At 48.6% G+C, this 24,605-nt stretch carries 26 protein-coding genes and 3 tRNA genes; 16 read left to right on the forward strand and 13 right to left on the reverse strand.

The genetic code is table 11. From position 1 onward, the window contains the following. The first annotated feature begins 37 nt into the window (after positions 1–37). Positions 38–1,078: a hemin-degrading factor gene (locus tag AKG09_RS08870; RefSeq protein WP_054619094.1), complete on the forward strand. Its 1,041-nt coding sequence runs from the start codon at positions 38–40 to the stop codon at positions 1,076–1,078. Positions 1,079–1,297: 219 nt separating this feature from the next. Then, positions 1,298–2,089, forward strand: coding sequence for a hemin ABC transporter substrate-binding protein (locus AKG09_RS08875; RefSeq protein WP_054619095.1), 792 nt, complete (start codon positions 1,298–1,300; stop codon positions 2,087–2,089). A 73-nt stretch (positions 2,090–2,162) separates the two neighbouring features. On the opposite strand, the gene AKG09_RS08880 is transcribed toward AKG09_RS08875, so the two are convergent. Next, positions 2,163–2,828, reverse strand: coding sequence for an alpha/beta hydrolase (locus tag AKG09_RS08880; protein WP_231623924.1), 666 nt, complete (start codon positions 2,826–2,828; stop codon positions 2,163–2,165). An 80-nt stretch (positions 2,829–2,908) separates the two neighbouring features. Between AKG09_RS08880 and AKG09_RS08885 the strand changes: the two genes are divergently transcribed. Genes AKG09_RS08885 through AKG09_RS08895 form a run of 3 tightly spaced genes read left to right on the forward strand, consistent with a single transcriptional unit; the run spans position 2,909 to position 4,995 of the window. After that, a complete protein-coding gene (locus AKG09_RS08885; protein ID WP_054619097.1) occupies positions 2,909–3,244 on the forward strand; it encodes a MerR family transcriptional regulator in 336 nt (111 codons plus the stop codon). A gap of 56 nt (positions 3,245–3,300) precedes the next feature. After that, positions 3,301–4,242, forward strand: a complete 942-nt coding sequence (locus AKG09_RS08890; RefSeq protein ID WP_054619098.1) for an iron ABC transporter permease — start codon at positions 3,301–3,303, stop codon at positions 4,240–4,242. 3 nt (positions 4,243–4,245) lie between these two features. Beyond that, positions 4,246–4,995 carry an ABC transporter ATP-binding protein gene (locus tag AKG09_RS08895; protein WP_054619099.1) on the forward strand — a complete coding sequence of 250 codons (750 nt, stop codon included), beginning with the start codon at positions 4,246–4,248 and terminating at the stop codon, positions 4,993–4,995. 75 nt (positions 4,996–5,070) lie between these two features. Here the strand turns inward: AKG09_RS08895 and leuB are convergent, their stop codons facing one another. The 5 genes from leuB to leuC all read right to left on the reverse strand — a co-directional run bounded on the left by leuB (position 5,071) and on the right by leuC (position 9,667). Next, the gene (leuB, locus tag AKG09_RS08900) at positions 5,071–6,141 is read right to left on the reverse strand and encodes a 3-isopropylmalate dehydrogenase (RefSeq protein ID WP_054619100.1); all 1,071 of its coding nucleotides are present in this window, start codon (positions 6,139–6,141) and stop codon (positions 5,071–5,073) included. A 42-nt stretch (positions 6,142–6,183) separates the two neighbouring features. After that, positions 6,184–7,053: a hypothetical protein gene (locus AKG09_RS08905; protein WP_054619101.1), complete on the reverse strand. Its 870-nt coding sequence runs from the start codon at positions 7,051–7,053 to the stop codon at positions 6,184–6,186. 221 nt (positions 7,054–7,274) lie between these two features. Further along, on the reverse strand, positions 7,275–7,916 hold the full coding sequence (gene leuD, locus AKG09_RS08910; RefSeq protein ID WP_054619102.1) for a 3-isopropylmalate dehydratase small subunit: 642 nt from the start codon (positions 7,914–7,916) through the stop codon (positions 7,275–7,277). Between the two features lie 58 nt (positions 7,917–7,974). Further along, positions 7,975–8,109: an entericidin A/B family lipoprotein gene (locus tag AKG09_RS08915; RefSeq protein WP_054619103.1), complete on the reverse strand. Its 135-nt coding sequence runs from the start codon at positions 8,107–8,109 to the stop codon at positions 7,975–7,977. 151 nt (positions 8,110–8,260) lie between these two features. Then, positions 8,261–9,667 (reverse strand): 3-isopropylmalate dehydratase large subunit, encoded by a 1,407-nt coding sequence (leuC, locus tag AKG09_RS08920; RefSeq protein ID WP_054619104.1) that lies wholly within the window; start codon positions 9,665–9,667, stop codon positions 8,261–8,263. A 272-nt stretch (positions 9,668–9,939) separates the two neighbouring features. Between leuC and gshA the strand changes: the two genes are divergently transcribed. The 4 genes from gshA to AKG09_RS08940 all read left to right on the forward strand — a co-directional run bounded on the left by gshA (position 9,940) and on the right by AKG09_RS08940 (position 13,641). After that, on the forward strand, positions 9,940–11,286 hold the full coding sequence (gene gshA, locus AKG09_RS08925) for a glutamate--cysteine ligase (protein ID WP_054619182.1): 1,347 nt from the start codon (positions 9,940–9,942) through the stop codon (positions 11,284–11,286). A 99-nt stretch (positions 11,287–11,385) separates the two neighbouring features. Continuing rightward, on the forward strand, positions 11,386–12,228 hold the full coding sequence (thiD, locus tag AKG09_RS08930; protein ID WP_054619105.1) for a bifunctional hydroxymethylpyrimidine kinase/phosphomethylpyrimidine kinase: 843 nt from the start codon (positions 11,386–11,388) through the stop codon (positions 12,226–12,228). A gap of 88 nt (positions 12,229–12,316) precedes the next feature. Then, positions 12,317–13,093: an RNA methyltransferase gene (locus AKG09_RS08935; RefSeq protein WP_054619183.1), complete on the forward strand. Its 777-nt coding sequence runs from the start codon at positions 12,317–12,319 to the stop codon at positions 13,091–13,093. Positions 13,094–13,125: 32 nt separating this feature from the next. Continuing rightward, a complete protein-coding gene (locus AKG09_RS08940) occupies positions 13,126–13,641 on the forward strand; it encodes an O-acetyl-ADP-ribose deacetylase (RefSeq protein WP_054619106.1) in 516 nt (171 codons plus the stop codon). Between the two features lie 57 nt (positions 13,642–13,698). On the opposite strand, the gene AKG09_RS08945 is transcribed toward AKG09_RS08940, so the two are convergent. The 6 genes from AKG09_RS08945 to AKG09_RS08970 form a co-directional block, all read right to left on the reverse strand. After that, a tRNA-Ser gene (locus tag AKG09_RS08945) sits at positions 13,699–13,792 on the reverse strand. 138 nt (positions 13,793–13,930) lie between these two features. After that, positions 13,931–15,169, reverse strand: coding sequence for an NADP-dependent isocitrate dehydrogenase (icd, locus tag AKG09_RS08950; RefSeq protein ID WP_054619107.1), 1,239 nt, complete (start codon positions 15,167–15,169; stop codon positions 13,931–13,933). A gap of 281 nt (positions 15,170–15,450) precedes the next feature. Beyond that, on the reverse strand, positions 15,451–15,936 hold the full coding sequence (purE, locus tag AKG09_RS08955; protein WP_054619108.1) for a 5-(carboxyamino)imidazole ribonucleotide mutase: 486 nt from the start codon (positions 15,934–15,936) through the stop codon (positions 15,451–15,453). Positions 15,937–16,006: 70 nt separating this feature from the next. Next, positions 16,007–16,723: a tol-pal system YbgF family protein gene (locus tag AKG09_RS08960; RefSeq protein WP_054619109.1), complete on the reverse strand. Its 717-nt coding sequence runs from the start codon at positions 16,721–16,723 to the stop codon at positions 16,007–16,009. Positions 16,724–16,738: 15 nt separating this feature from the next. After that, entirely contained in the window at positions 16,739–17,407 is a 669-nt protein-coding gene (locus AKG09_RS08965; protein WP_054619110.1) for a class I SAM-dependent methyltransferase, read from the reverse strand. 8 nt (positions 17,408–17,415) lie between these two features. Further along, entirely contained in the window at positions 17,416–17,601 is a 186-nt protein-coding gene (locus tag AKG09_RS08970; protein WP_054619184.1) for a DUF3460 family protein, read from the reverse strand. 295 nt (positions 17,602–17,896) lie between these two features. On the opposite strand from AKG09_RS08970, the gene pcnB reads away from it, so the two are divergent. The 3 genes from pcnB (at position 17,897) to AKG09_RS08985 (ending at position 20,469) form a co-directional block, all read left to right on the forward strand. Beyond that, positions 17,897–19,249 carry a polynucleotide adenylyltransferase PcnB gene (pcnB, locus tag AKG09_RS08975; protein ID WP_054619111.1) on the forward strand — a complete coding sequence of 451 codons (1,353 nt, stop codon included), beginning with the start codon at positions 17,897–17,899 and terminating at the stop codon, positions 19,247–19,249. A gap of 84 nt (positions 19,250–19,333) precedes the next feature. After that, entirely contained in the window at positions 19,334–19,828 is a 495-nt protein-coding gene (gene folK / locus AKG09_RS08980; protein ID WP_054619112.1) for a 2-amino-4-hydroxy-6-hydroxymethyldihydropteridine diphosphokinase, read from the forward strand. Continuing rightward, positions 19,825–20,469: a deoxynucleoside kinase gene (locus tag AKG09_RS08985; protein ID WP_054619113.1), complete on the forward strand. Its 645-nt coding sequence runs from the start codon at positions 19,825–19,827 to the stop codon at positions 20,467–20,469. The genes folK and AKG09_RS08985 overlap by 4 nt, the downstream gene beginning before the upstream one ends. A gap of 62 nt (positions 20,470–20,531) precedes the next feature. Here the strand turns inward: AKG09_RS08985 and dut are convergent, their stop codons facing one another. Then, entirely contained in the window at positions 20,532–20,984 is a 453-nt protein-coding gene (dut, locus tag AKG09_RS08990) for a dUTP diphosphatase (RefSeq protein ID WP_054619114.1), read from the reverse strand. 292 nt (positions 20,985–21,276) lie between these two features. Here dut and rho point away from each other — a divergent pair, with 292 nt between their 5' ends. The 4 genes from rho (at position 21,277) to AKG09_RS09010 (ending at position 24,371) form a co-directional block, all read left to right on the forward strand. Beyond that, the gene (gene rho / locus AKG09_RS08995) at positions 21,277–22,536 is read left to right on the forward strand and encodes a transcription termination factor Rho (RefSeq protein WP_009116774.1); all 1,260 of its coding nucleotides are present in this window, start codon (positions 21,277–21,279) and stop codon (positions 22,534–22,536) included. A gap of 158 nt (positions 22,537–22,694) precedes the next feature. Beyond that, on the forward strand, positions 22,695–24,035 hold the full coding sequence (locus AKG09_RS09000; RefSeq protein WP_054619185.1) for a deoxyguanosinetriphosphate triphosphohydrolase: 1,341 nt from the start codon (positions 22,695–22,697) through the stop codon (positions 24,033–24,035). 168 nt (positions 24,036–24,203) lie between these two features. Then, a tRNA-Arg gene (locus AKG09_RS09005) sits at positions 24,204–24,280 on the forward strand. A gap of 16 nt (positions 24,281–24,296) precedes the next feature. Next, positions 24,297–24,371, forward strand: a tRNA-Glu gene (locus AKG09_RS09010). Positions 24,372–24,605 lie beyond the last annotated feature (234 nt).

The raw sequence follows: 24,605 nt of genomic DNA on the forward strand, positions 1-24,605 counted from the left end.
GAAAAAGCAGAGAGCAAGAAAAAAGGAGCAGAATCGAATGAATCTTTGGGAACAATACCAAGCCAACAAAGCCCAAAAACAGGGTATGTATTTCCCGCGCGAAGCCGCCGCCGATTTGGGCGTGAGCGAAGGCGCGTTGATGGCCGATGCGCCGGAAACGGTTTACCTCGGCGGCAAAAACAATGTGCGCGACATTGTGCTGAAGCTGCACACGCTGGGCTTGGTGCAGTGCATCGTGCGCAACAGCGTGTGTGTGCACGAAAAGCAGGGCGTGTATGAAAATGTGAGCATGGCGCCGACTTCGGGCATCGCCGTCAACGTGGGCGGCATCGACCTGCGGATTTTTCCGGCGCGCTGGCATCATGTGCTGGCCGTAACCAACCGCGACGGCGAAAAAGTGTCCCGTTCGATTCAGTTTTACGACGAATTCGGCGTATCCGTGCAGAAAGTCTTTATGCGCGAAGAGGGCAAAGAAGCCGAGTGGCAGGCCTTGCTCGACGCGTTCCGCACCGAAGGCAAGCCCGCATTCCAAACCGGCGAATTGCCGCCCGTAACCGCCACGCCCGCATTGCTGTCTGAAAAAGAAGCCGCGTTTCAAGAGCGTTGGAACGAATTGAAAGACGTACACCACTTCGGCGGCTTGCTGGAAACATTCAATCTCGACCGCCAAACCGCCTACCGCCACGCCCCCGAAGGCGCGGCCAAACTGCTGAGTCACGAAGCATGGCAGCAAGTGCTGGAAGCCGCCCGCGACCGCGGCATCGAAATCATGATTTTTGCCGGCAACCGCGGCCTCGTGCAGATTCAGACAGGCAAAGTGCACAACGTCGTGCGCGCCCGCGGCTACCTCAACGTGCTCGACGGCAAAGAAGAAGGCTTCAGCATGCATCTGAAAGATGATGAAATCGTAGAAACTTGGGTAGTGCGCCGCCCGATACGCGACGGCTTCGTTACCTGTGTGGAAGGTTTCGACAACCACCGCAAAACCGTGATTCAGATTTTCGGCAGACGGCAGGAAGGCGAGCCGGAACTCGAAGTATGGCGCGAGATTACCGATAAGCTGCTGCAAGCGGGTTGATGCTTGATCATGTTTTCAGACAGGCATTGTGGCCGTCTGAAAGTAGGGCAGGCATCCTTGCCCGCCATGTACCCGATAAATAAAAAGCCCCAATGCGGCGGGCAGAGATGCCCGCCCTACCGGTAAAAGCAGCATAAAGTCTTAACCAAACCTTTCAGACGGCCTCCCCCATACACCAAAGGCCGTCTGAAAACCCTTATATCCACAAAGGAAAAACACATGAAAAAAACCATCTTCGCCGCCGCCGTATTGTGTGCGGCCATGCAAACCGCCTACGCCCAACGTATCGTGGTGATGTCGCCCGACGTGGCCGATATCGTTGTCGCATTGGGTGCCGCCAACGAAATCGTTGCCCGCGACCAAACCGTTCAAAACCCCGTGTTGAAAAGCAAGCCCAGCATCGGCATCCACCGCCAGCTGACCGTCGAGCCGATTATCGCTGCTAAACCTGATGTGGCAATCGGTTCGTGGATGGTGCAGCCGGCCACTATTTTTGCCAACCTGAAAAAAGCCGGCGTCAATGCCGTGAACGTTGCTCCCGACGACAGCATCGCCGCCTACCCGCAAAGCATCCGCGCCGTGGGCAAACTGATTAACAAAACCGCCCAAGCCGACGCATTGGCCGGCAAATGGCAGGCCGACATGAAACAGCAGCCGCAAAACGGCAAACGCTACCTTTTCAGCTACGACGGCCGCATCGTCGCAGGTAAAAACACCGCCGCCGACGAAATCATCAAACGCGCAGGCGGCATCAACGCAGCAGGCAACCTCGACGGCATGAAACCGCTCAACCGCGAAGCATGGATCGCCGCCAAACCCGACGTGATCATCATCGCCGACCACCACGAAAAACTGATCGGCGGCACCAAACAATTCGCCGCCCGTCCTGAAATCGCCGGCAGCAACGCCGCCAAAAACGGTAAGATTTACTTATGGAAAGCCAACGATATGTTCCGCTACGGCTTAGATACACCGCAGATTGTGAAGAAGTTGAACGGGTTGGCGAAGTAGCGCGGCTGGTTTTCAGACAGGAGTAATCAGTTATAGAGTGTCTGTAATGATATGCCTGTCTGAAAGTATTGTTTTATGGCTCTAAGAAATGTTTTAGCGGAGGCAGAATTTGAGGCAACTGCCTGAATCCGTCTTGTGCCAGAAAATGTCCGCCTTTGGGTATGCTAATGATTTTGCTGTGCAGTTGTTCGGCCAATTTCAAGCTTTCTTCCGGATCGACTATAGAATCGTTTCCGCTGATGATGCTGTAAATTTGGGGAGACATGGTGCGTATGGCAGCCAAATCAAGATTGGCTGAGTCTATATAAGCATCCACATTAAAACCGTTTATGGTAGAAAGTTTAGGCAAGCGCCGGCCGAAGCCCGACACTAAAATCAGTCCGCCTATGGACATGGGTTTATGTTTGGAAAGGTAATGCAATAGACTGATAGTGCCTAAACTGTGTGCAATAAAAATATCATTTTTTTGCGGTTTGCCTATATGCTCGGCCAGCGTAGTTTGCCAGAGGTCGAAATCGGGCTGATGACTTTGGGGCAGTTTGACGGCATCGACGGCAATATTTTGATTTTCCAATAGGGCTTTCAGCCAGGGAAACCAATGATCGTCCGGTGTAGCAGCGTATCCGTGGATAATATAAACTTTTTTAATCTTGCCTGATGCTTTGAAAAAAAGCTGCCCTGTGCAGGCGGTTAATAAGGCAGTGGCACCGCTTAAACAAAAATCGCGTCGATTCATCATCTGTTCCTCATTATATAGTTTGGGTATATCGAAGTCTAAAACCTGACATAATGTCAGGGTCAATTGTTTTAGGAAGAAAAATGAAAATCGGCGAATTGGCTCGAGCCTGCAAAACCAGTATCCGCATGATACGTTTTTATGAAAAGTTAAATCTGGTTTCTCCTCAAAGAAACACCAGCGGATACCGTGTTTATAAATCACAGGATATTGATTTTATAAGAAAAATAATCATTTTGAATCGTGCAGGCTTGGCTTTGAAAGATATTGCGTTGCTGCGGGATTGTTTGAATGACGAACCTCAGGATTTTTGCGCTGTTTTACGTGGAAAATTGGAAGATAAACGTGCGGATATTGACCGGCAGATTGATTCCTTGAATGAATCAAAAGCTTTGCTGGATAAATTATTGGCACGTTAATTTGTTGGGTTTATCTACAAAGATATGCCTGTCTGAAATAAATAATTATATTATAAATGAAACCTATTCCATTAATTCTCTGCCTCATCTTTACCGCCGCACTTGTTTGGTTCTGCGCCGGTATCGGCTTCGGCGAGTGGCAGCCGCCGTATCAGATGGACGAAACCGTGCAAAGCATACGTCTGCCGCGCGTCGCCACCGCGCTGTTGGTCGGCGCGGCTTTAGCGGCGGCGGGGGCGGCGTTGCAGGCTTTGTTTGAAAACCCGCTGACCGACCCGAGTTTAATCGGCACTTCCGGCGGCGCGGCATTGGGGGTGATTATCGTGCTGGCGTTCGGCGTGGGGGCGATCGGCGTGCCGCTGGCCGCTTTTGCCGGAGCGTTGGCGGTGTGCCTGCTGATTTTGGGCATACACCGTTTGTTTGGCGGCGGCACGTTGGGACTGTTGGTGTTGGGCTTTGTGTTGAGCGCGTTTTCGGCGGCCATCGTGAGCCTGATTCTGTTTTTATCCGACGACATGGTATTGCGCAGCGCGACCATTTGGTTATCGGGCAGTTTGGCTGAAGCGGGATTTACTTCACCGTTGTATGCTGCGCTGGTGATGGCTATCGGGCTGGTGTTGCTGTTTTGGGCGGGCAAGCGGCTGGATTGCCTGATGCTGGGCGAAGACACGGCGGTCAGCATGGGGATTTCGGTCAATGCGACGCGGGTGCAAACCGTGGTCGGCGCGGCTTTGCTCACCGGCGCGGCGGTTTCATTGTCGGGCGTTATCGGTTTTCTCGGCATGATGGTGCCGAACGTGCTGGCGCAAGCCGTCGGAGGGCGGCGCAGCAAATTGATTCTGCTTTCAGCATGGCTGGGGGCGGTGTTTTTGCTGGCGGTGGACAGCGCGGCACGCTGGATAACCTATCCGGTCGATGTACCGGTCGGCATCATCATCGCCTTGCTGGGCGGGCCGTTTTTTATGTGGCTGTTTGTCAAACCGATGCGGAAAGGATAAATCATGAAAAACATTTCTTTCCGAATCAGCCGCTTAAATGTGGAAGCAAAAGGAAAAACCATTCTTTCGGTGGAAGAATTATCGCTGCCGAACGATTGCTGCACCGCCATCATCGGCCCCAACGGAGCGGGCAAATCCACCCTGCTGAAAGCCTTGATACGGCAAACGGGAACAGGCAATGTAAGCCTGTTCGGCGCCGATGTCACCCCGCAGCTCAAGCGGGGCAAAGTGGCTTGGGTCGGCCAGCACGGGCAATACCAGATGCCGCTTACTGTGCGCGAATACATCGAGCTGGGCCGTTATCCGCATACTTTCCGCACCCACAAAGACCGCGAGCAAACGCAACGGCAAGCCGATGAATTGTTGGATTATTTCGACCTTTCCGGTTTGGCGGAAAAACGCATCGGCACGCTTTCCGGCGGCGAACAGCAACGCGCCAATATCATCCGTGCGCTGCTGCAAAACGCCCCGATACTGCTGCTCGACGAACCGTGCAACCACCTCGATATCCGCCACCAGCACCGTTTGATGCAATACTTAACCACACACGGCAAGAATTTCAGCACGGTGATGGTGCTGCACGATTTAAACCTTGCCGCCCGCTACGCCCGCCACATTATTTTGATGAACAAAGGCAAAATCGTTTCCACCGGCACCGTGGACGAAGTGATGCAGTCCGAACGGCTGCAAGCCGTTTACGGCTGGGAAATCCGCCGGATTCAAGACGGTCAGGGCGTGTATTTCAGGGTTTGAAGCTATTGCTTTATTTAAACAAAATGCCTGTCTGAAAAATATTCAGACAGGCATTTTGTTTGCATAGTCAAGCCGTTATAAAGCATTCAAAACTGCATTGCCCATTTCCGTGCACGAAACGAGTTTGCAGCCTTCTTCAAAAATATCACCGGTTCGGAAGCCTTGCTCCAAAACTTTTTGTACAGCAGCTTCCACTTGTGCCGCGCGGGCTTCATCGTTCAGGCTATAACGCAGCAGCATGGCTAGAGAAAGAATGGTTGCCAGCGGATTGGCTTTATCTTGGCCTGCGATATCGGGGGCGGAGCCGTGCGAAGGTTCGTACAAACCTTTGCCTGTTTCGTTCAAAGATGCAGACGGCAGCATGCCGATGGAGCCGGTCAGCATCGATGCCTGATCGCTCAGAATATCGCCGAAAATATTGCCGGTGGCGATCACGTCAAACTGTTTCGGTGCGCGCACAAGTTGCATGGCGGCATTATCGACATACATGTGGGAAAGCTCTACATCGGGATAATCTTTAGCCGTTTCGGTAAAGATTTCTTTCCATAATTCAGTGGTTTCCAACACATTGGCTTTATCGACCGAACATAATTTTTTATTACGCTTCTGCGCGGCTTCAAATGAAACTTTGGCAATGCGGCGGATTTCGCTTTCGCTGTATTTCATGGTGTTGAAGCCTTCACGCTCGCCGTTTTCCAGCGTGCGGATGCCGCGCGGTTCGCCAAAATAAATATCACCGGTGAGTTCGCGCACAATCAGAATATCCAAGCCGGAAACCACTTCGGGTTTGAGCGTAGAAGCGTTGGCCAGCTCTTTATACAGAATGGCCGGGCGAAGGTTGGCAAACAGGTTTAAATCTTTGCGGATGGCCAACAAACCGCGCTCAGGGCGGAGCGGGCGCTCGAGACTATCGTATTGCGGGCCGCCGACTGCGCCGAGCAATACGGCATCTGCTTCGCGACAGAGTTTTTGCGTGAATTCGGGATAAGGATGGCCGTATTCGTCGTAAGCGGCGCCGCCAAGCGGTGCGTATTGATATTGGACATCGAGGCCGTCTGAAATCAATTTATCCAACACACGCACAGCTTGCGCGATAATTTCGGGCCCGATACCGTCACCGGGAAGGATGGCAATTTGTTTGGTCATTTTAGGATTCCTCTATATTTTGTTGATAAAGCCGAGAACGGCTTATTGGACTTGAAACAGGCGGATATTACCATTTTCTAACAGATAAAGTTTCGGTGAAATCAAGTAAGTTTCTTCTTCTGAAATCTTTTGAACCCATTTTTTCATTGCTTCAATCGCTACTTGATCTTCCGAGCCACAAACCAATAACCTGTTACGGGACGGAACGGCGATTACCGGATTTCCTTTCAAAGGATTATTCAGTGAATTACTCATTTCTCCGATGAACAGCAGCAAGCTGCTATCGTAAATTCCATCTAAAACAAATTGATATAGCTGAATGTCGTCTTCAACGAGATAAGCATTCGCTCTGAATGCTGCGCATTGGAAAAAATTTGAAGTAGCTAACTCACGCAAAGATAATTGCTGCTCTTCCAAACCCAAACCGGCGGCTTCTTGCGGAGACAAATAACGCATATTATTTTCGTCATCAATCACATAAGTTAAAACCAAATCTGCTGCCAACGGTTCGGTAATCAAAACTTCGGATATATCCGCCTGCATCGTTTCTTTAAGTTGGCTTGAGGAATCTTCAAGCCATTTCAAATCTTTAACAACCGGCAGAATTTGGGCGCTTGAAATGCTGTTGCTTTTGCCTTTATTGGTTAATGGCTCCATTGAATATCGAACAATTTCATCCAAATTATCGGGATTTTTAACGTATTCAGCATAAAAATTGGCAAGGTAGGTGTATTTTTCAAAGCCGTCTGAAGCAATGATTTTAATTTTGGTACTTTCAATATCCGCGCCCCACACAATGGTGATTTCTTCGTCGAGCTGTTCGACAAATTTGGAAGCGAGATACTCCGTAAACGCTTTCCAATCCATGATGCTTTTGCGCCCATTTCCAAATAATTTTTTAAAAAAAGACATGACCCTTTTCCTCGTTAATGAAATCTGTAGATTTTATCTTTAATTTATAAACCTGATCGATAGCAAAAAAATTAATAGCATACTTAACTATTAGTCAGATTCAAATGTTTATGTAATGAACCTAGAAATATTCGTTAGTAATTAAATACCTTCCATCTGTATATATCGTAAGGTAAGGCCTGTCTGAAAAATTTTCAGACAGGCCTTTGAATAGCACCGGATCAAGCATTAAACAACCATGGCTGCGCTTGTTTGCGCTGCGCTTCGAATGCTTTAATTTCGTCTGCGTGTTGCAGGGTCAGACCGATTTCGTCCAAACCGTTGAGCAGGCAGTGTTTGCGGTGTTCGGTAATATCGAAGCTGAAAGATTCGCCGCTTGGTGTGGTAACGGTTTGTTTCTCCAAATCAATCGAGAGTTTGTAGCCTTCGCTGGCCTCGGTTTCTTGAAACAGTTTATCTACAATTTCTTCGCTCAATACAATCGGCAGCAAGCCGTTTTTGTAGCAGTTATTGAAGAAAATATCGGCGAAAGAAGGGGCGATTACGGCGCGGAAACCGTAGTCGTCCAAAGCCCAGGGGGCGTGTTCGCGTGATGAACCGCAACCGAAATTTTTGCGGGTCAGCAGGATTTGTGCGCCCTGATAGCGCGGCCGGTTAAGCGAAAAATCAGGGTTGAGCGGGCGTTTGCTGTTGTCCATGCCCGGTTCGCCGTGGTCGAGGTAGCGCCACTCGTCGAAGCAGTTGGGCCCGAAACCTGAACGTTTGATAGATTTTAGAAATTGTTTGGGGATAATGGCGTCGGTATCGACATTGGCGCGGTCAAGCGGAGCGACCAACGCAGTGATTTGTGTAAATGCTTTCATTGTGTGTACTTTCGTTGGGAAATACCCCCGCCGCTAAATGAGGCGGGGGCAATGCTGTTTAGTGGGTATGTCTGTCAGCAGATTGCTCAAGTTTGTCGCCGGCTTTGGATACGTCTTTACCGAAGCCTGATACGGTGTTGCAGGCAGAAAGCAGGGTCATTGTAGTTAAAGCGATCAATACTAATTTTTTCATGGTGTAATCTCCTAGTTTTTGAAAGTACAGACAATACGCATTGCTGTACTTGCTATAATGCCAAAAATTGTAGGAAAAAACAAACTATCATAAGCAAACTGTATATTCTGCCTATGCCTGTCTGAAAAATTTTTTCAGACAGGCATTGCTTTTACAAACTGCGAACATCAGTAAAATGGCCGGTTACTGCGGCGGCAGCAGCCATAGCAGGGCTAACCAAATGGGTGCGCCCACCGTTGCCTTGGCGGCCTTCGAAATTGCGGTTGGAGGTGGAAGCGCAGCGTTCTTGAGGTTCCAAACGGTCGGCGTTCATGGCCAAACACATCGAGCAGCCAGGTTCTCTCCATTCGAAGCCTGCTTCGGTAAAGATTTTGTCCAAACCTTCTTTTTCGGCTTGCTCTTTTACCAAACCGGAACCGGGCACGACCAAAACGCGCTTCACGTTGTCTGCTTTCAGACGGCCTTTGGCTACTGCCGCGGCTTCGCGCAAATCTTCGATGCGGCTGTTGGTGCATGAACCGATAAATACCACATCCACAGTGATTTCGTTCAGCGGTGTATCTGCGGTCAAGCCCATGTATTCGAGGGCGCGCTCCATGCCGCTGCGTTTGACGGGGTCGGATTCTTGCGCCGGATTCGGAATTTTGCCGTTGATGTCCAACACCATTTCAGGCGAAGTGCCCCAAGTTACCTGCGGCTCGATATCGGCGGCATCAAACTCGAATACGCTGTCGAATTGCGCGCCTTCGTCGGAAACCAACGTTTTCCAATAGGCAACGGCTTGCTCCCATGCTTCGTCTTTGGGGGCGAAAGGTTTGTCTTTTACGTAGTTGATGGTGATGTCGTCCACTGCCACGATGCCCGAACGCGCGCCGGCTTCAATCGCCATATTGCACAAGGTCATGCGGCCTTCCATGCTGAGCGAGCGGATGGCTTCTCCGCCGAATTCGATCGCATAGCCCGTGCCGCCTGCGGTGCCGATTTGGCCGATGATGTATAAGGCAACGTCTTTGGCGGTTACGCCCGGTTTCAGACGGCCGTTGACCTTAATCAGCATGGATTTGGACTTTTTGGCGGTGATGCATTGGGTGGCCATCACATGCTCGACTTCGGATGTGCCGATGCCATGAGCTAATGCGCCGAATGCGCCGTGGGTAGAGGTGTGCGAATCGCCGCAAACCACGGTCATACCCGGCAAGGTGGCGCCTTGTTCCGGCCCCATCACATGCACGATGCCTTGGCCTTTGTCTTTAAACGGAAAATAAGCCAGCGCGCCGAATTCTTTGATGTTGCCGTCTAAAGTGTCGACTTGCAGCTTGGAAATCGGATCTTGGATGCCTTTGTCCCAGTTGTCGGTGGGTGTGTTGTGGTCGGCAGTGGAAACCACGCTGTCAACGCGCCACAGTTTTCGGCCGGCCATTTTCAAACCTTCAAAGGCTTGCGGGCTGGTTACTTCATGAACCAAATGGCGGTCGATATAAAGTAAAACCGTGCCGTCTTCTTCTTGGCGGACGATATGGCTGTTCCAGAGTTTGTCGTAGAGGGTTTGTGGATTCATGATTTGTTTTTTCTAATTAAATGGGTTTGTTAAATGGGTTTGCAGGTGGTTGTATATTAGGCTGTTCATGATTAAATGGCAAGCGAAAATGTCTAAAAAATTTCCTAGAATATAAAATTAATTAAAATTTAATTCAAATTTTAGACTTATTGTCTATTTTATGGCGGATTGGTTGATTAAACGCCGATTTTTCTCAGAGTGAGCCTACTTGTTTTTTTAATGAAAAACCCCGTATTATGCGGTTTATTGAAATTTCTCTGGAAGCATATATCATGAATCTAGCTGAGATGGCATCTGATTACTTGCCGCAACTTCAGGAATTTGAAAAGAAAATTTTATCAAATCAAACTAAAATCGAAGCCTGGTTTCGTGCGCAATGGAGCAAAAATCCGCCGCCTTTTTATGGTTCGGTGGATATCCGCAATGCCGGTTATAAAATGGCTTCTATTGATATGAACCTGTTTCCCGGAGGCTTCAATAATTTAAATGTAAACTTTATCCCTCTGGCTGCTATGGCGGCTCAGGATGCTGTGGAGCGTGCTTGTGAAACGGCGCGTTCGGTGCTGATTATTCCTGAAAACCATACGCGTAATACTTTTTATCTGCAAAACGTATATGCGCTGAGCAATATTTTGCGCAGTGCGGGCTTTGAAGTGCGTTTAGGCAGCCTGAATCCTGAAATCAAAGAAGCTACCGAGTTTGAAACGGCTTTGGGAGACAAGGTATTGCTCGAGCCTTTAATGCGCACCCGCGAACGTGTACATCTGGCAGATGGCTTTTCTCCGTGTTTGATTTTGCTAAACAATGACTTGTCTGCCGGTGTGCCTGATATTTTGCAAAATTTAAGCCAAACGGTGTTGCCGCCTTTGCATGCAGGCTGGACCAACCGCAGAAAAACCACACATTTTGAAGCTTATAACCATGTAGTGGCCGAATTTGCCGAGTTAATTGATATTGATGAGTGGCGTATCAATCCGTATTTTGAGCAGGTGAGCGGTTTGGATTTCCAAGAGCGTGAAGGCGAAGACATGCTGGCTGATGCAGTCGAACGCATGCTGGCAAAAATTCAGGTTAAGTATGATGAAAAAGGCATTAAGGATGCGCCTTTTGTGATCGTGAAAGCCGACGCGGGCACTTACGGTATGGGTGTGATGAGTGTGAAATCGGCAGAAGAAGTGCGCAGCCTAAACCGTAAAAACCGCAATAAAATGGCTACGGTGAAAGAAGGTTTGGCCGTTACTGAAGTGATTGTTCAGGAAGGAATTTATACTTATGAAACCCTGAATGGCGCAGTATCGGAGCCGGTGGTTTATATGATGGACCGTTTTGTGATTGGTGGTTTTTACCGTGTGCATGAAGGGCGTAGCGCCGATGAAAATCTGAACGCGACAGGTATGCTGTTTGTGCCGCTGGAACAGAGTATTCCGGTGGCTGAGTCAGAAGAAGGCGGCTCCGAATTACGTTGTAAACGGGTGTTTGAGCAATGGAATACTTTGGGTGTGCCGCAAACCAATCACGCCGATCCGGATTGCGAGTGCAACCGCCTGTATGTATATGGCGTAATGGCGCGCTTGTCGCTGCTGGCAGCTTCGTTGGAGCTGAAAACTACGGCAAAATAAGTCTGAGTGTGCAGAAGTTTTTCAGACAGGCATTAAGATGTATCGATAACATAATAATTTTTTAAAATTAAAAACGAATTCAAATTGCAGAGATAAATTATGGAAATAAAAGAATTGCAGTACAACAAACCTTTTCCGTGCGTATTGACCATTGCAGGATCGGATTGCAGCGGAGGTGCCGGTATTCAGGCCGATATCAAGACATTCGATGCACTTGGCGCTTATGGTGCCAGCGTTATTACTACGATTGTTGCAGAGAATACGCAGGGAGTACAAGGATTGCATGTGATTCCGCCCGAGATGGTGCGGGAACAGTGTGAGTCGGTACTAACCGATATTCGGATTGATGCGGTTAAAATCGGCATGTTGCCGAATATCGCAACAGTAGGCGCGGTGGCCGATGTGTTGGGTAGGCATAAACCACCTTTTGTGGTGTTGGATCCCGTGTTGGTGGCCACTTCCGGAGACAGTCTCGCTTTGGAAAATACGGTTGATGCCATGTTGAGTGAATTGGTGCCGCTTGCCGACATCATCACACCGAACTTGAGTGAATTGGCAGAGCTTACCGGCAATCCGTTAGCGCAAACCGAGGAAGAAATGCTCGAGCAGGGCAAACAATTGATGAATAAAGGAGCAAAAGCCGTATTGCTTAAAGGTGGGCATTGGGAAAACAGCAATGATGCGCGTGACTGGTTAATCCAGCAAGGCGTGGAGCAGCCGCAATGCTTCATTTCTCCTCGTGTGCCGACACAAAATACCCATGGTACAGGTTGCACGCTTGCCAGCGCGATTGCGGCCTATTATCCTCATAAACGGGATCTGCGCTCTGCTGTATCTTCAGCCAAAAGTTACGTTCAAGGTGCGATTGAAGCAGGGGCGAACTGGAAAGTGGGCAAAGGTAACGGCCCCTTGGCGCATTTTTGGCGGATAGAGCGGGATTGAGGCAAAATTTTCTCAAGTTCGAAATGCCTGTCTGAAAATGTTGCAGCATATTTTCAGACAGGCATTCTTGCTATCGATTGATTTAATTATGAAACATATCACTTCAGTTAAAAACGAGCAGCTCAAGCATTTGGTCAAACTACTTTCTTCAGCCAAAGAGCGCCGAACGTGTCGCCAAACTGTATTGGAAGGCACCCATCTGCTTGATGCCTGTCTGAAAGCAGGCTGGAAGCCGCAGCATCTCTATATTCCTGAGAGCAAAGCCGATAAACCGGAAATACAGGTTTTACTCAAGCAGCTTAACGAGCAAAACACCACCATCGTAGGCAGCACAGCTTTGTCGAAAATCACAAGTTTGACAGAAGGTGAAGAGGTGATGACGCTGGTATCACTACCGGACGAGCCTTCGCTACCGAATAATGGCGATTGCGTTGTATTGGAGCAAGTGCAAGACCCGGGCAATATCGGCACTATTTTACGAAGCGCAGCGGCCGCAGGTGTACGGCAGGTTGTGTTAAGCAAGGAATGTGCGGATGTTTGGTCGCCCAAAGTGTTGCGGGCCGGAATGGGCGCGCATTTTCTGTTAAAGCTTCACACTCGTGTTGATTTGAATATTTGGCGCGAGCGCTATTCAGGGCAAGTGTGGGTAACTGCTTTGGGACATAATAACCAAAGTCTTTATAATATCAACCTGAAGCAGTCTTGCGCGTGGATATTTGGCAACGAAGGAAGCGGCGTGAGCCAAGTTATGCAGGAAGCCGCAACTGGCACGGTACGCATACCAATGCTTGGTGAAACGGAATCTCTGAATGTTGCAATGGCTGCTACGATTTGCTTGTTTGAACAAATGCGCCAGCGCTTGTAACCGTGCCTGTCTGAAAAGGGAGAAATACAGCAATGAAAGCCATAATCGAAGTGATAGAAGCAGATATCACCACCTTGCGGGTGGATGCTATCGTAAATGCCGCCAATCCCACTTTGCTTGGCGGAGGCGGTGTGGACGGAGCCATTCACAGGGCGGCAGGAGCGGAGCTGCTTGCTGAATGCCGTACTCTGAACGGTTGCAAAACCGGTGAAGCAAAAATCACAGCGGGCTACCTTTTGCCCGCGCGATCAGTGATCCATACCGTAGGCCCCATCTGGAACGGTGGTGTGCAAGGAGAAGAAGAGCTGCTGGCTAATGCTTATGCCAATTCATTAAAACTGGCGGAAGCTGAAGGCATTCGCAGCATAGCTTTTCCCAGTATCAGCACAGGTGTGTACGGTTATCCTTTCGAGCAAGCCGCAGAAATAGCATTGAACACGATTTTGGTAACACTGCCTCAATGTCCGACTATCGAACGTGTGATTTTGTGCTGTTTTTCAGCAAATGATGCACGCATTTATCAAAAGATGCTGGTAGATTTAGAATAAGGGAATAAAGGTTAAGAACGTAAAAATCCCAAGCTATGGTAGCTTGGGATTCATATTTGGCGGAGTAGGAGGGATTCGAACCCTCGATCCAGGTTTTAGCCCAGATGCACCCTTAGCAGGGGTGTGCCTTCAGCCTCTCAGCCACTACTCCGTTTCGAAGAAGCACGAAATATAAAGGTTTAAAGTGATAGTGTCAAGCCTTTAGCTTATACTAAATCTTAACTGATTGAAGTTAAATTAAATAAAAACCCACTGCAACAGCAATGGGTTTTTATTCTGCTCGGGCAGCTTACATGCGCTCAATCATGGCTTTGCCGAAGGCTGAGCAAGATACTTCGTTAGCACCATCCATCAAGCGGGCAAAGTCATAAGTTACTTGTTTGTCGCCGATGGCTTTTTCCATAGATTCAATCACCAAATCAGCAGCTTCTTTCCAGCCTAAATGACGCAACATCATTTCGGCAGAAAGAATCAGTGAGCCGGGATTTACTTTGTCTTGACCGGCATATTTGGGCGCAGTGCCGTGGGTCGCTTCGAATACGGCGTATTTGTCCGAAATATTGGCTCCGGGAGCGATGCCGATACCGCCTACTTGGGCAGCCAAAGCGTCGGAAATGTAGTCGCCGTTCAAGTTCAGAGTGGCAATCACATCATACTCGGCAGGACGCAATACGATTTGTTGCAGGAAAGCATCGGCAATTGCGTCTTTCACGATGATTTCTTTACCGGTTTTCGGGTTTTTAAATTTGCACCACGGGCCGCCGTCGATCAGCTCGGCACCGAATTCTTTTTGTGCCAGCTCATAGCCCCAATCGCGGAAACCGCCTTCGGTAAATTTCATGATGTTGCCTTTGTGCACCAAAGTAACGCTGTCGCGATCATTATCGATAGCGTATTGGATGGCTGCACGCACTAAGCGCTGAGTGCCTTCTTTAGAAACAGGTTTGATGCCGATACCTGATGTTTCAGGGAAGCGGATTTTTTTCACGCCCATTTCGTTTTGCAGGAATGCAATTACTTTTTTAGCCGCTTCACTTTCGGCTTCCCATTCGATACCGGCATAAATGTCTTCGGTATTTTCACGGAAAATAACCATATCGGTTTTGCTTGGATCTTTCAGCGGAGAAGGTACGCCGTTGAAGTAGCGGACGGGGCGTACGCATTGGTATAAGTCCAATTCTTGGCGCAGGGCTACGTTCAGAGAACGGATACCGCCGCCGACAGGGGTGGTCATCGGGCCTTTGATGGAAACGGAATACTCTTTCAACGCTTCCAGAGTTTCTTCAGGCAGCCATACATTGTCTCCGTATACGCGGGTGGCTTTTTCGCCTGCATAAACTTCCATCCAATGGATTTTCTTCTCGCCACCATAAGCTTTCTCTACGGCAGCATCGATTACTGCTTTCATTACTGGCGTAATGTCTACGCCGATACCGTCGCCTTCGATGAAGGGGATAATCGGGTTGTTGGGAATAGCTTGACCGGGAATGATTTTTTGACCTTCTGCGGGTACTTGGATATGACTCATGGTGTCTCCTGATTGTTAGGTTCGTTTTTTTCTTCAGAGCAAGCACCGATTGATCGGTGCGCCTTCGCGTGATTATGCGGTATTTTTGTTTATTGCGCTAGGGTGCGTAGGTAATAAACTTTATTAGGTTATTAATATAAACTGTGAAAATAGAATGCTTTAAAAACCGGTAATACTTTATTATTTCTGCTGTCGAATGGAATCTGCCGGAGGATTCCGGAAACAAAGCTAGCAAAATGCCTGTCTGAACAAGGTTTCAGACAGGCATTGTTGAGTGACGATTATTCTTCGGATAGCTGCATATCCAGAACGGTTTGTTTCTGTTTTTTGCGGAAATCTTCAAGTTTTTGAGCCAGCAGGGTATCTTCGTTGGCCAGCAGGGAAACGGCAAACAAGGCGGCGTTGGCTGCTCCTGCTTCACCTATGGCGAAGGTGGCAACGGGGATACCTTTGGGCATTTGCACGATAGAAAGCAGCGAATCTTCACCGCGCAAGTATTTGCTGGGTACGGGCACGCCCAATACGGGCACGGTGGTTTTGGCTGCCACCATGCCGGGTAAGTGCGCTGCGCCGCCGGCGCCGGCAATAATGGCTTTTAGACCGCGTTCCCGTGCGCTTTCTGCGTATTCAAACATTAAATCGGGTGTGCGGTGGGCGGATACGACGCGGGCTTCATATTCTACGCCGAATTCTTTTAAGAATTGTGCTGCATGCTGCATAACGGGCCAGTCGCTGTTGCTACCCATAATGATGCCGATTTTTGCCATATTTTGCTTTCCTTATGAAATTGGGTTTTCAGACAGGCAATGCCTGTCTGAAATGAAGATGGGTTAACACTTATTTTTTATTCAGTTGTTGGTGGGCACGTTTGGCGGCGGAGCTGTCGGGATAAGTTTGTATCAGCTTGCGCCAGGTAACTTTTGCAATGTCGTGCTGCTGCATATTGTATTGGCATTGGCCGACGTTGAATAAGGCTTCAGGTGCTTCTTGGCTGTTGCGAAAGCGGCCGACAAAGCGGTTGCCGATATTGATGGCGGATTCGCAATTGTTTAAACGCTGATGGCTTTGCATGAGCAGATACATGCTTTTACGGGCGGTATCGCTGCCATCGCCACCGCTTTCTGCATGTTTAAGTGTTTCTACGGCGGCTTTGAATTGACCGCTCTGATATTGGCTTTGCGCGCGTTGCAAGGTTTGTGCGGCATTTTGTTGTATTTGTTGGGTTTGCGCGGCTTCATCCGCCGAAATGCTGCTGGCTGCGGAACGTGGGCGGAGTGTGCTTGTAGTGCGTGTTTGGTTACGGCGCTCGAGCTGCTGGATGCGGGTTTGCAAGGTTTGAACCTGTTGCTCCAAGCGGGCAATCTGTATGCCTAGTTGGTTGATTTGCGTTTCTGTATCGATAGTGGGATAAAGAACTTCTTCCTCGGTTTTGACAACATGTTTGGGCGGTTCGGGCTGTGTTGCAGGAGTGTGGGGTGCTGAAACGGGCGGTCTGCTTACTGCACAGGCTGTCAACAAGAAGGAAAGCAATATAGGGAGCGTTTTATGGTTCATAATGCTGTGAGGGTATTATTTTTTTAACAGAAGCGTTAAGCCGTCGCCAACGGGCAGCGTAATCGGAATGATACGGTTATCATGGGGCAAGGATGCGTTGAATGCTTGCAAAATGGATAAGGCGGGAGGATCGTTGGGGGTGGCTTCCTGCATCACTCGGCCTCCAAGCAGGATGTTGTCGATAGCGATAATGCCGCCGCTGCGCACTAATGTGAGGCAGCGCTCGTAATATTGGGGAGTGGGCGGTTTGTCGGCATCGATAAACGCAATGTCGTAGCTGCCCGCATGGCCTTCGTTAATCAATTCGTCTAAGGTAATCAGGGCGGGTTGTAGGTGGAGCGTGATTTTATCGGCTACACCGGCCTGCTGCCAGAAGCGGCGGGCGGTATCGGTAAAGCTTACATTGATATCGCAACAGGTAAGTCTGCCGTGTTCGGGCAATGCCAATGCCATGGCCGTGCTGCTGTATCCGGTAAATACGCCAACTTCCAAATAGCGCTCGGCGTGCATCAAACGGGCAAGCCAGCAGAGCAGAGCAGCCTGCTCGGGAGCGATGGCCATTTTGCCGAGCCTGTGGCCTGAAGTTTCAGTTCTGAGCTGTGTTAAAACCGGATGCTCGGGTTCACTGATGTTGCGCAGATAGCAGGCCAGCTCAGGATTTACGGTGGCGGCGTGAACGCTCATGCCTGTTATTAGTCAGGTTGGTAAGCGTAAGGTTTTTTAGGGAGCTTGGCTGCTTCAAAACCGGCTTGCTCTTCGGGATTTAATTCTACATCCCACAATAAACCGCGATTTTTTAGGCGTTGTTCGGCCTCTTTGGGATTTTTTTCGATGTATTCATTCAGAAACTGGGTGGCTTCGGATTGGTAGTTATACATGTTGACTCCTTGTGATGTCGGCTTGTTATGGTATATGCCGAATTCGGAAATAATCCGGCATGTTTTAGTATGCTTTGTTAAGCAGATATTATAGCCTGATTTTTTGATATAAGCAGCTTTACTTTCAATAACATGTTGCAGCCGCGGGGATGAGGGTATAATGTGGCGCGTTTTAAAAATGCCTGTCTGAAACCTTTGCAGAAGCATTTGCTTTTCAGATGTTTGTGCAAAGGTTTGTTTTAAAGAAACCGTTGTGTTTCTGACAGGCATGAGATTGTTTGAAAACAGGAGATTTATGCTGAAAAAACTGTGGCGTAAAATGGTGCCGGCGAAAAGCAAAATGCATAAACGGGTGCTGCCTTTTGCAGAGCATCATATCAGCGCGGATAAATTAAACTTTGCCGCCGAAAAAGTGGTAGACCGTTTGCATCATGCAGGTTATGAAGCTTATGTGGTGGGCGGTGCCGTGCGAGATCTGCTTTTGGGCATAGAGCCCAAAGACTTTGACGTGGCAACCAATGCCACGCCGGAGCAAGTGCGAAAAGTGTTCCGCCGCAGCCGCATTATCGGGCGCCGTTTCCAGATTGTGCATGTGGTGGTGGGCCCTGAAACGATTGAGGTAACCACATTTCGAGGCGGCGATAATGCTTTGCAGAACGAACACGGCCGCATTATGAAAGACAATACTTACGGCTCGATGGAAGAAGATGCCATGCGCCGTGATTTTACCTGCAACGCGCTGTATTTCGATCCGATTCGCCGTGAAATTATTGACTTTCATCACGGTGTAGAAGATGTGCGCAATAAAAAGCTGGTAATGATAGGGGAACCTGAAGCGCGTTATCAGGAAGATCCGGTAAGAATTTTGCGGGCTATCCGATTGTCGGGCAAACTGAGTTTTGATATCGAAGAAGCAACCGCTGCGCCGATTGCAGAAAATGCAGCCCGTTTGAAAAACGAGCCGGTCGCACGCTTGTTTGACGAAATGCTGAAAATCCTTTTATCAGGTTATGCACGCCGCTGTTTGGATGCGTTGAAACGCTCCGATATTGATGTTTCGATCCATCCGATTTTAGATGCACTGAAACAATCTGATCATCACAATGGGCAAAACATTATCACGCTTGCATTGAAGAATACCGACGAACGTTTGCGGGCGGACAAATCCGTATCGGTGGGTTTTGTGTTGGCAGCGGTGTTGTGGCCGGAGCTGTACGGCTACTGGCAGCAACATTTGTCGCAAGGAGAAAAGCCTGTTGCTGCACTCAATAGTGCGATCGGCGTGATGCGCGATAATATGGAGCAAGGGTGGGGCGTGCCGCAGCGTTTTTCCGCGACTATGAGGGAAATTTGGGCTTTGCAGCCACAGTTTGATTTTGTACGTGGCAACCGTCCGTTTCGCTTGTTGGGGCAGCCGAGATTTCGCGCGGCGTATGATTTTTTAATGCTGCGTGCGCAAGCCGGTGAAGTGCCGCAAGAATTGGTTGATTGGTGGACGGTATTCCAACATGCCGATGAACATACCAAACAGGAAATGACTTCGGCTAAACATGTGCCGGCTACACAGAGCGGGGAAACCGAACCTGCCAAGAAAAAACGCCGCCGGCCACGTAAACGCAAGCCAAAACCAGTGATCGTGCAAATTTAGTTTGAAACCAATGCCTGTCTGAAAACGAAGCTTCAACGACGTGAAAATGTTTCAGACAGGCATTAGGGATACCGGAATCTATTTATGAAAGAAACCGCAGTTATCGCGCTCGGCAGCAATTTAGAACAGCCTGCCGAACAAATTCGTAACGCCTTATCTGCTTTGGGTTCGCATCCGCAGATTCATGTTGTAAAAACTTCATCGTTTTATCAAACAAAACCTGTTGGTTACACCGATCAACCGGATTTTGTGAATGCCGTAAGTATGATTGAAACCGATTTGGATCCGCCCGAATTGTTGGCAACGTTACACATCATCGAAGCGCAAGCCGGCCGCGAGCGTACTTTCCGTAATGCGCCGCGCACTTTGGATTTGGATATCATTGATTACGCGCACCACCGTTCGGATGATCCTACTTTGACCTTACCTCATCCCCGGGCAGCCGAACGTAGCTTTGTGATGGTGCCGCTGGCAGAAATCGCACCGGATTTTGAGTTGGGCGGTTTGGGAAAAGCGGCTGAAATCGCTGCCGGATTGGAGCAGGGCGGTATAGAGAAATTATCAAAGGAAGATGAATGAACTACCGATACATCGTTGTCGAAGGTACGATAGGCAGCGGCAAATCAAAAGTCAGCCGCCGCTTGGCAGAATATTTTGATGCGCTTTACCTCACGGAAAATCCCGAGCGCAATCCTTTTTTGGAACAGTTTTACCTAAACCCGACCAATCACGGTTTGGCCACCGAATTGTATTATCTGGTGCGCCGCGCCGAAGCGGTGGACACGATAAACGCTGAAGAAGAAGGCAGCCGTCGGATTGTGGCGGATTTCCTATTGGAAAAAGATCAGATTTTTGTACCGGTGGTGCTCAAAGGCAAAGAACCGGGTAACGAGCAAACGCTGTTTTGGCAGGTAAAGCACAAGATCATGCCTGAATTTCCCGTACCGGATTTGGTGATTTATCTGCAAACGTCAGCCGAAAATACCAAAAAACGTCTGCAAAAACGCGGCGATAATATATTGAATTTATTTCCGGCCGGCCATCTGAATCAAATTCATGAAGAATACCGCCACTTTTTCCACCTCTATCAAAACGCGCCGCTGTTGATCGCCAACGCCGACGAAATGGATTTTGAAGAAAATGACGAACATTTTGAAATGCTGATTCGTGCAATGGGTGATATGAAAGGCAGCCGCCATTATCTAAATTTGAGCGAATAATAACAATGCCTGTCTGAAAACGCTTTCAGACAGGCATTTGGCTATTTAACAGATTTATACGCTCAAGCCTTGCCGGTGCTGCCGAAACCACCTTCGCCGCGTTCGCTGGCTGCAAATTCGTCCACCACCTTAAAAGCCGCTTGAATCACCGGCATAATCACCATCTGCGCAATCCGTTCCATTGGCTCAATGGTGAAAGTTTCTTTGCTGCGGTTCCACACCGACACTTTCAATTCGCCTTGATAATCCGAATCGATTAATCCGACTAAATTGCCCAATACGATACCGTGTTTATGCCCCAAGCCCGAGCGCGGCAATAGCACGGCCGCATAGGCTGGGTTGTTTAAATGCACTGCTAAACCGGTGGGCACTAGAAAAGTATCTCCCGGCGCCAATTCTACCGCTTCATCCAAACAGGCGCGCAAGTCCAAACCGGCCGAACCCGGTGTGGCATAAGCAGGCAGCTGGTCTGCCATTTTAGGATTGAGGATTTTCAGTTCAAGTTCCATTTGCATAAAGATTCCTAAACTCGGGTCGGATAAAAAAGCAATTATACGTTTCCTGCCTGCATTTGCCCAATGCCTGTCTGAATGCAGATGGGCCGAAGCCTATTCGCCTTAACTTTCCTGTGTATTCGTTGACATGAATTGTCATTTTCCATAGAATACGCGGGCAATCGATTTCTTCCATTGCGTCCGAATAATTTCTCGAAATCATTCTAAAACCATTTAAATCCTTCGCATATCAATAAATGCCGAGCCATACTCAGCTCTGGCAGATTTATCTTTCATATTTGAATCAAACATCATGCACGTTTCCGAACTACAAACACAACATATTTCCAAACTTCTCGAACAAGCCGAACAATTAGGTATTGAAAACGCCAACCGCCTGCGCAAGCAAGACCTTGTTTTTGCTATTGTGCGCCAGCTCATGAAACAGGGCGAAGATTTTTCCTGCTCGGGCACACTTGAAATCCTGCCTGACGGCTTCGGTTTCCTGCGCAGCTCCGACACTTCTTATCTGGCAGGGCCTGATGATATTTATGTGTCGCCCAGCCAAATCCGCCGCTTCAATTTACACACCGGCGACACCATCGAAGGCACGGTGCGCGTGCCGAAAGACAATGAGCGCTATTTCGCACTCGTGCGTTTGGATGCCATCAACGGCGACAAGCCGGAAGTATGCAAACACAAGATTCTATTTGAAAATCTCACCCCTCTTTTCCCAACCAAACAATTCAAGCTCGAACGCGACATCAAAGCCGAAGAAAACTTAACCAGCCGTGCCATTGATTTGGTGGCCCCTATCGGTTTCGGCCAGCGTGCATTGGTGGTTGCACCGCCCAAATCGGGTAAAACCGTGATGCTGCAAAACATTGCTCATGCAATTACGGCCAATTATCCCGATGTTGAATTGATCGTTTTGCTGATAGACGAGCGCCCGGAAGAGGTAACCGAAATGATCCGGTCCGTGCGCGGCGAAGTGGTATCTTCCACATTTGACGAACCGGCCAGCCGCCATGTTCAAGTTGCCGAGATGGTGATTGAAAAAGCCAAACGCATGGTGGAGCATAAGAAAGACGTGGTGATTTTGCTCGACTCAATCACACGCCTTGCACGCGCATACAATACCGTAGTGCCGGCATCCGGTAAGGTACTTACCGGTGGCGTGGATGCCAATGCATTACACCGCCCCAAGCGCTTTTTTGGTGCGGCGCGTAATGTAGAAGAAGGCGGTTCGCTCACTATTATTGCTACGGCATTGGTGGAAACCGGTAGCCGTATGGATGATGTGATTTACGAAGAATTTAAAGGCACGGGCAATATGGAGCTGCATCTCGACCGCCGCATGGCTGAGAAGCGCTTGTTCCCTGCTATCAATATCAACAAGTCCGGCACCCGACGAGAAGAATTGTTGGTACCGAACGATCAGCTTCAGCGCATGTGGCTGTTACGTAAATTCCTGCACCCGATGGACGAAATCGAAGCAACGGAGTTTTTAGTGGGCAAACTCAAAGATTCAAAAGACAACAATGATTTCTTTGAATTGATGCGCGGTAAATAATCAGAGTGGCTGTCTGAAAATTTCAGACAGCCATTTACTATCAATAATGCCTGTCTGAATATTGAGTGACCGAACCGGTTTACGGTGATATATAAAGCCCGGAATGAATTTTTCAGACAGGCATTTAAATACAATAAAGGATTGTAGCTATGCCCCGAATGAATTGGCAGCAGCTGTTAAGCACACAACGTTTCCGCCCGAAAAACGGCGGTATCGAACCCACAAGCACACCATCGACTCAAGAAGGTATCGATGCCTTACGCACTGATTTCCATATCGATTATGACCGTGTTGTATTTTCCAGCGCCTTCCGCAGATTAGGGCGTAAAACACAAGTCCATCCTTTTGCGGAGCACGACCACACGCATAATCGTTTAACGCATAGTGTGGAAGTGGCCAGTGTAGGGCGAAGTTTGGGCAACCGCGTCGGTGTGATGTTGGCAGCCGGCGGTTTCCTACCGCAAGGCAATATGCCCAGCGACATCGGTGCCATTGTTCAGGTAGCGTGCTTGGCACATGATTTAGGTAATCCGCCTTTTGGGCATGTAGGTGAAGATGCGTTGCGCGATTGGTTTCGTGCGCCTGAGCATGCCCGTTATTTGGAAGGTTTAACCGAAGTAGAACGTAGCGACATTCAAACTTATGAAGGTAATGCCCATAGTTTGCGTTTAGTTGCTAATTTGGAGATGTATCGAAACCATGGCGGGATGCGGCTCACCTCAGCCTCAATCGGTGCGCTAATTAAATATCCGTGGACTACGCTGGATTCCCGGGGCAGTAAAAAATTCAATATTTATCAAACCGAGTTACCCTTTATCCGCCGAATCACACAAGAGCTCGGTTTGCCGGAATTGAGTAAAGATTGCTGGGCCCGCCATCCTTTATCTTATCTAATGGAAGCGGCGGATGATATTTGCTATGCATTGCTGGATTTGGAAGATGCTGTTGAAATCGGGCTGCTTAATGATATGGAAATGGAAAGCATCCTGTCTGAACTCACATTTTCCGAAAGCACTTGGCATGCACCTTCCAGCAGGCAGCGTTGCGCTATGCTCAGAGGAATTGCCATCGGTAGGGCTATAGAAGATGTGGCACAAACATTTATGATGCATCAATCTGATTTGCTAAATGGTGAATTCAAAGGCAAAGATTTGCTCGCTTTGTGCAGCCCGGCGGTGCAAAATACTCTACATAAAGCTAAAGATTTGGCAAAAACTAAAGTTTTCCGCCATGAATCCAAGCTTTTGACTTCTATTGCCGCGTTTCCATGCTTGGCTTCGGTTTTGGATTTATTAGTGCCGGCCGCACATCAATGGATACATAACAAGCAGCTCAGCCCGCGCCACTCCCTAGCTTTGGAGCTTTTGGCAGACGAGCCGCTAGAATACAATGATTCACTATACACGGCTTATATGAAAATCTTGGATTTTGTTGGCGGTATGACTGATAACACTGCGGCCAAAATGGCAAGAGAGTTGTCCGGTATCGGCATGATATAGTCTTTCAGACAGGCATTGATGCCTGTCTGAAAATAATATCGATAAAATTCATAATATTATTTTGATTTTAAAAATTAATTGGAAAGATTGCTAGACAGCAAAGAAAAAAAAATATATTATTCTATTTCTTGATTGGTTGCACTTAATAAGTTGTAGCTGAATCGAAATGCACCCGTAGCTCAGTTGGATAGAGTATCTGGCTACGAACCAGAGGGTCGGGCGTTCGAATCGCTCCGGGTGCGCCAAAAAATTAAATTATCCGCGCCCATCGTCTAGCGGTTAGGACATCGCCCTTTCACGGCGGTAACCGGGGTTCGATTCCCCGTGGGCGTGCCAGATTTTATAAAAAAGACCTCTTGCCAATAGCAAGAGGTCTTTTTTATCTTAAAGATTAAATTATATTAAAGTTGCTCAATTTGCTCAAAACCAGTCATTTCTGAAATTAAAAGTTCCATTTAACAATAATCGGTCATGTTATAGTCATAACACATTAATATAAGGCAGCAAGAGACAGTATAAGTGTGCGGAATTGATTTTGTTGCTGCTTTAGCGGCTTTCTTTGAGCTAAGG

The sequence above is a fragment of the Neisseria sp. 83E34 genome, assembly GCF_001308015.1.
Taxonomy (GTDB): Bacteria; Pseudomonadota; Gammaproteobacteria; order Burkholderiales; family Neisseriaceae; genus Neisseria.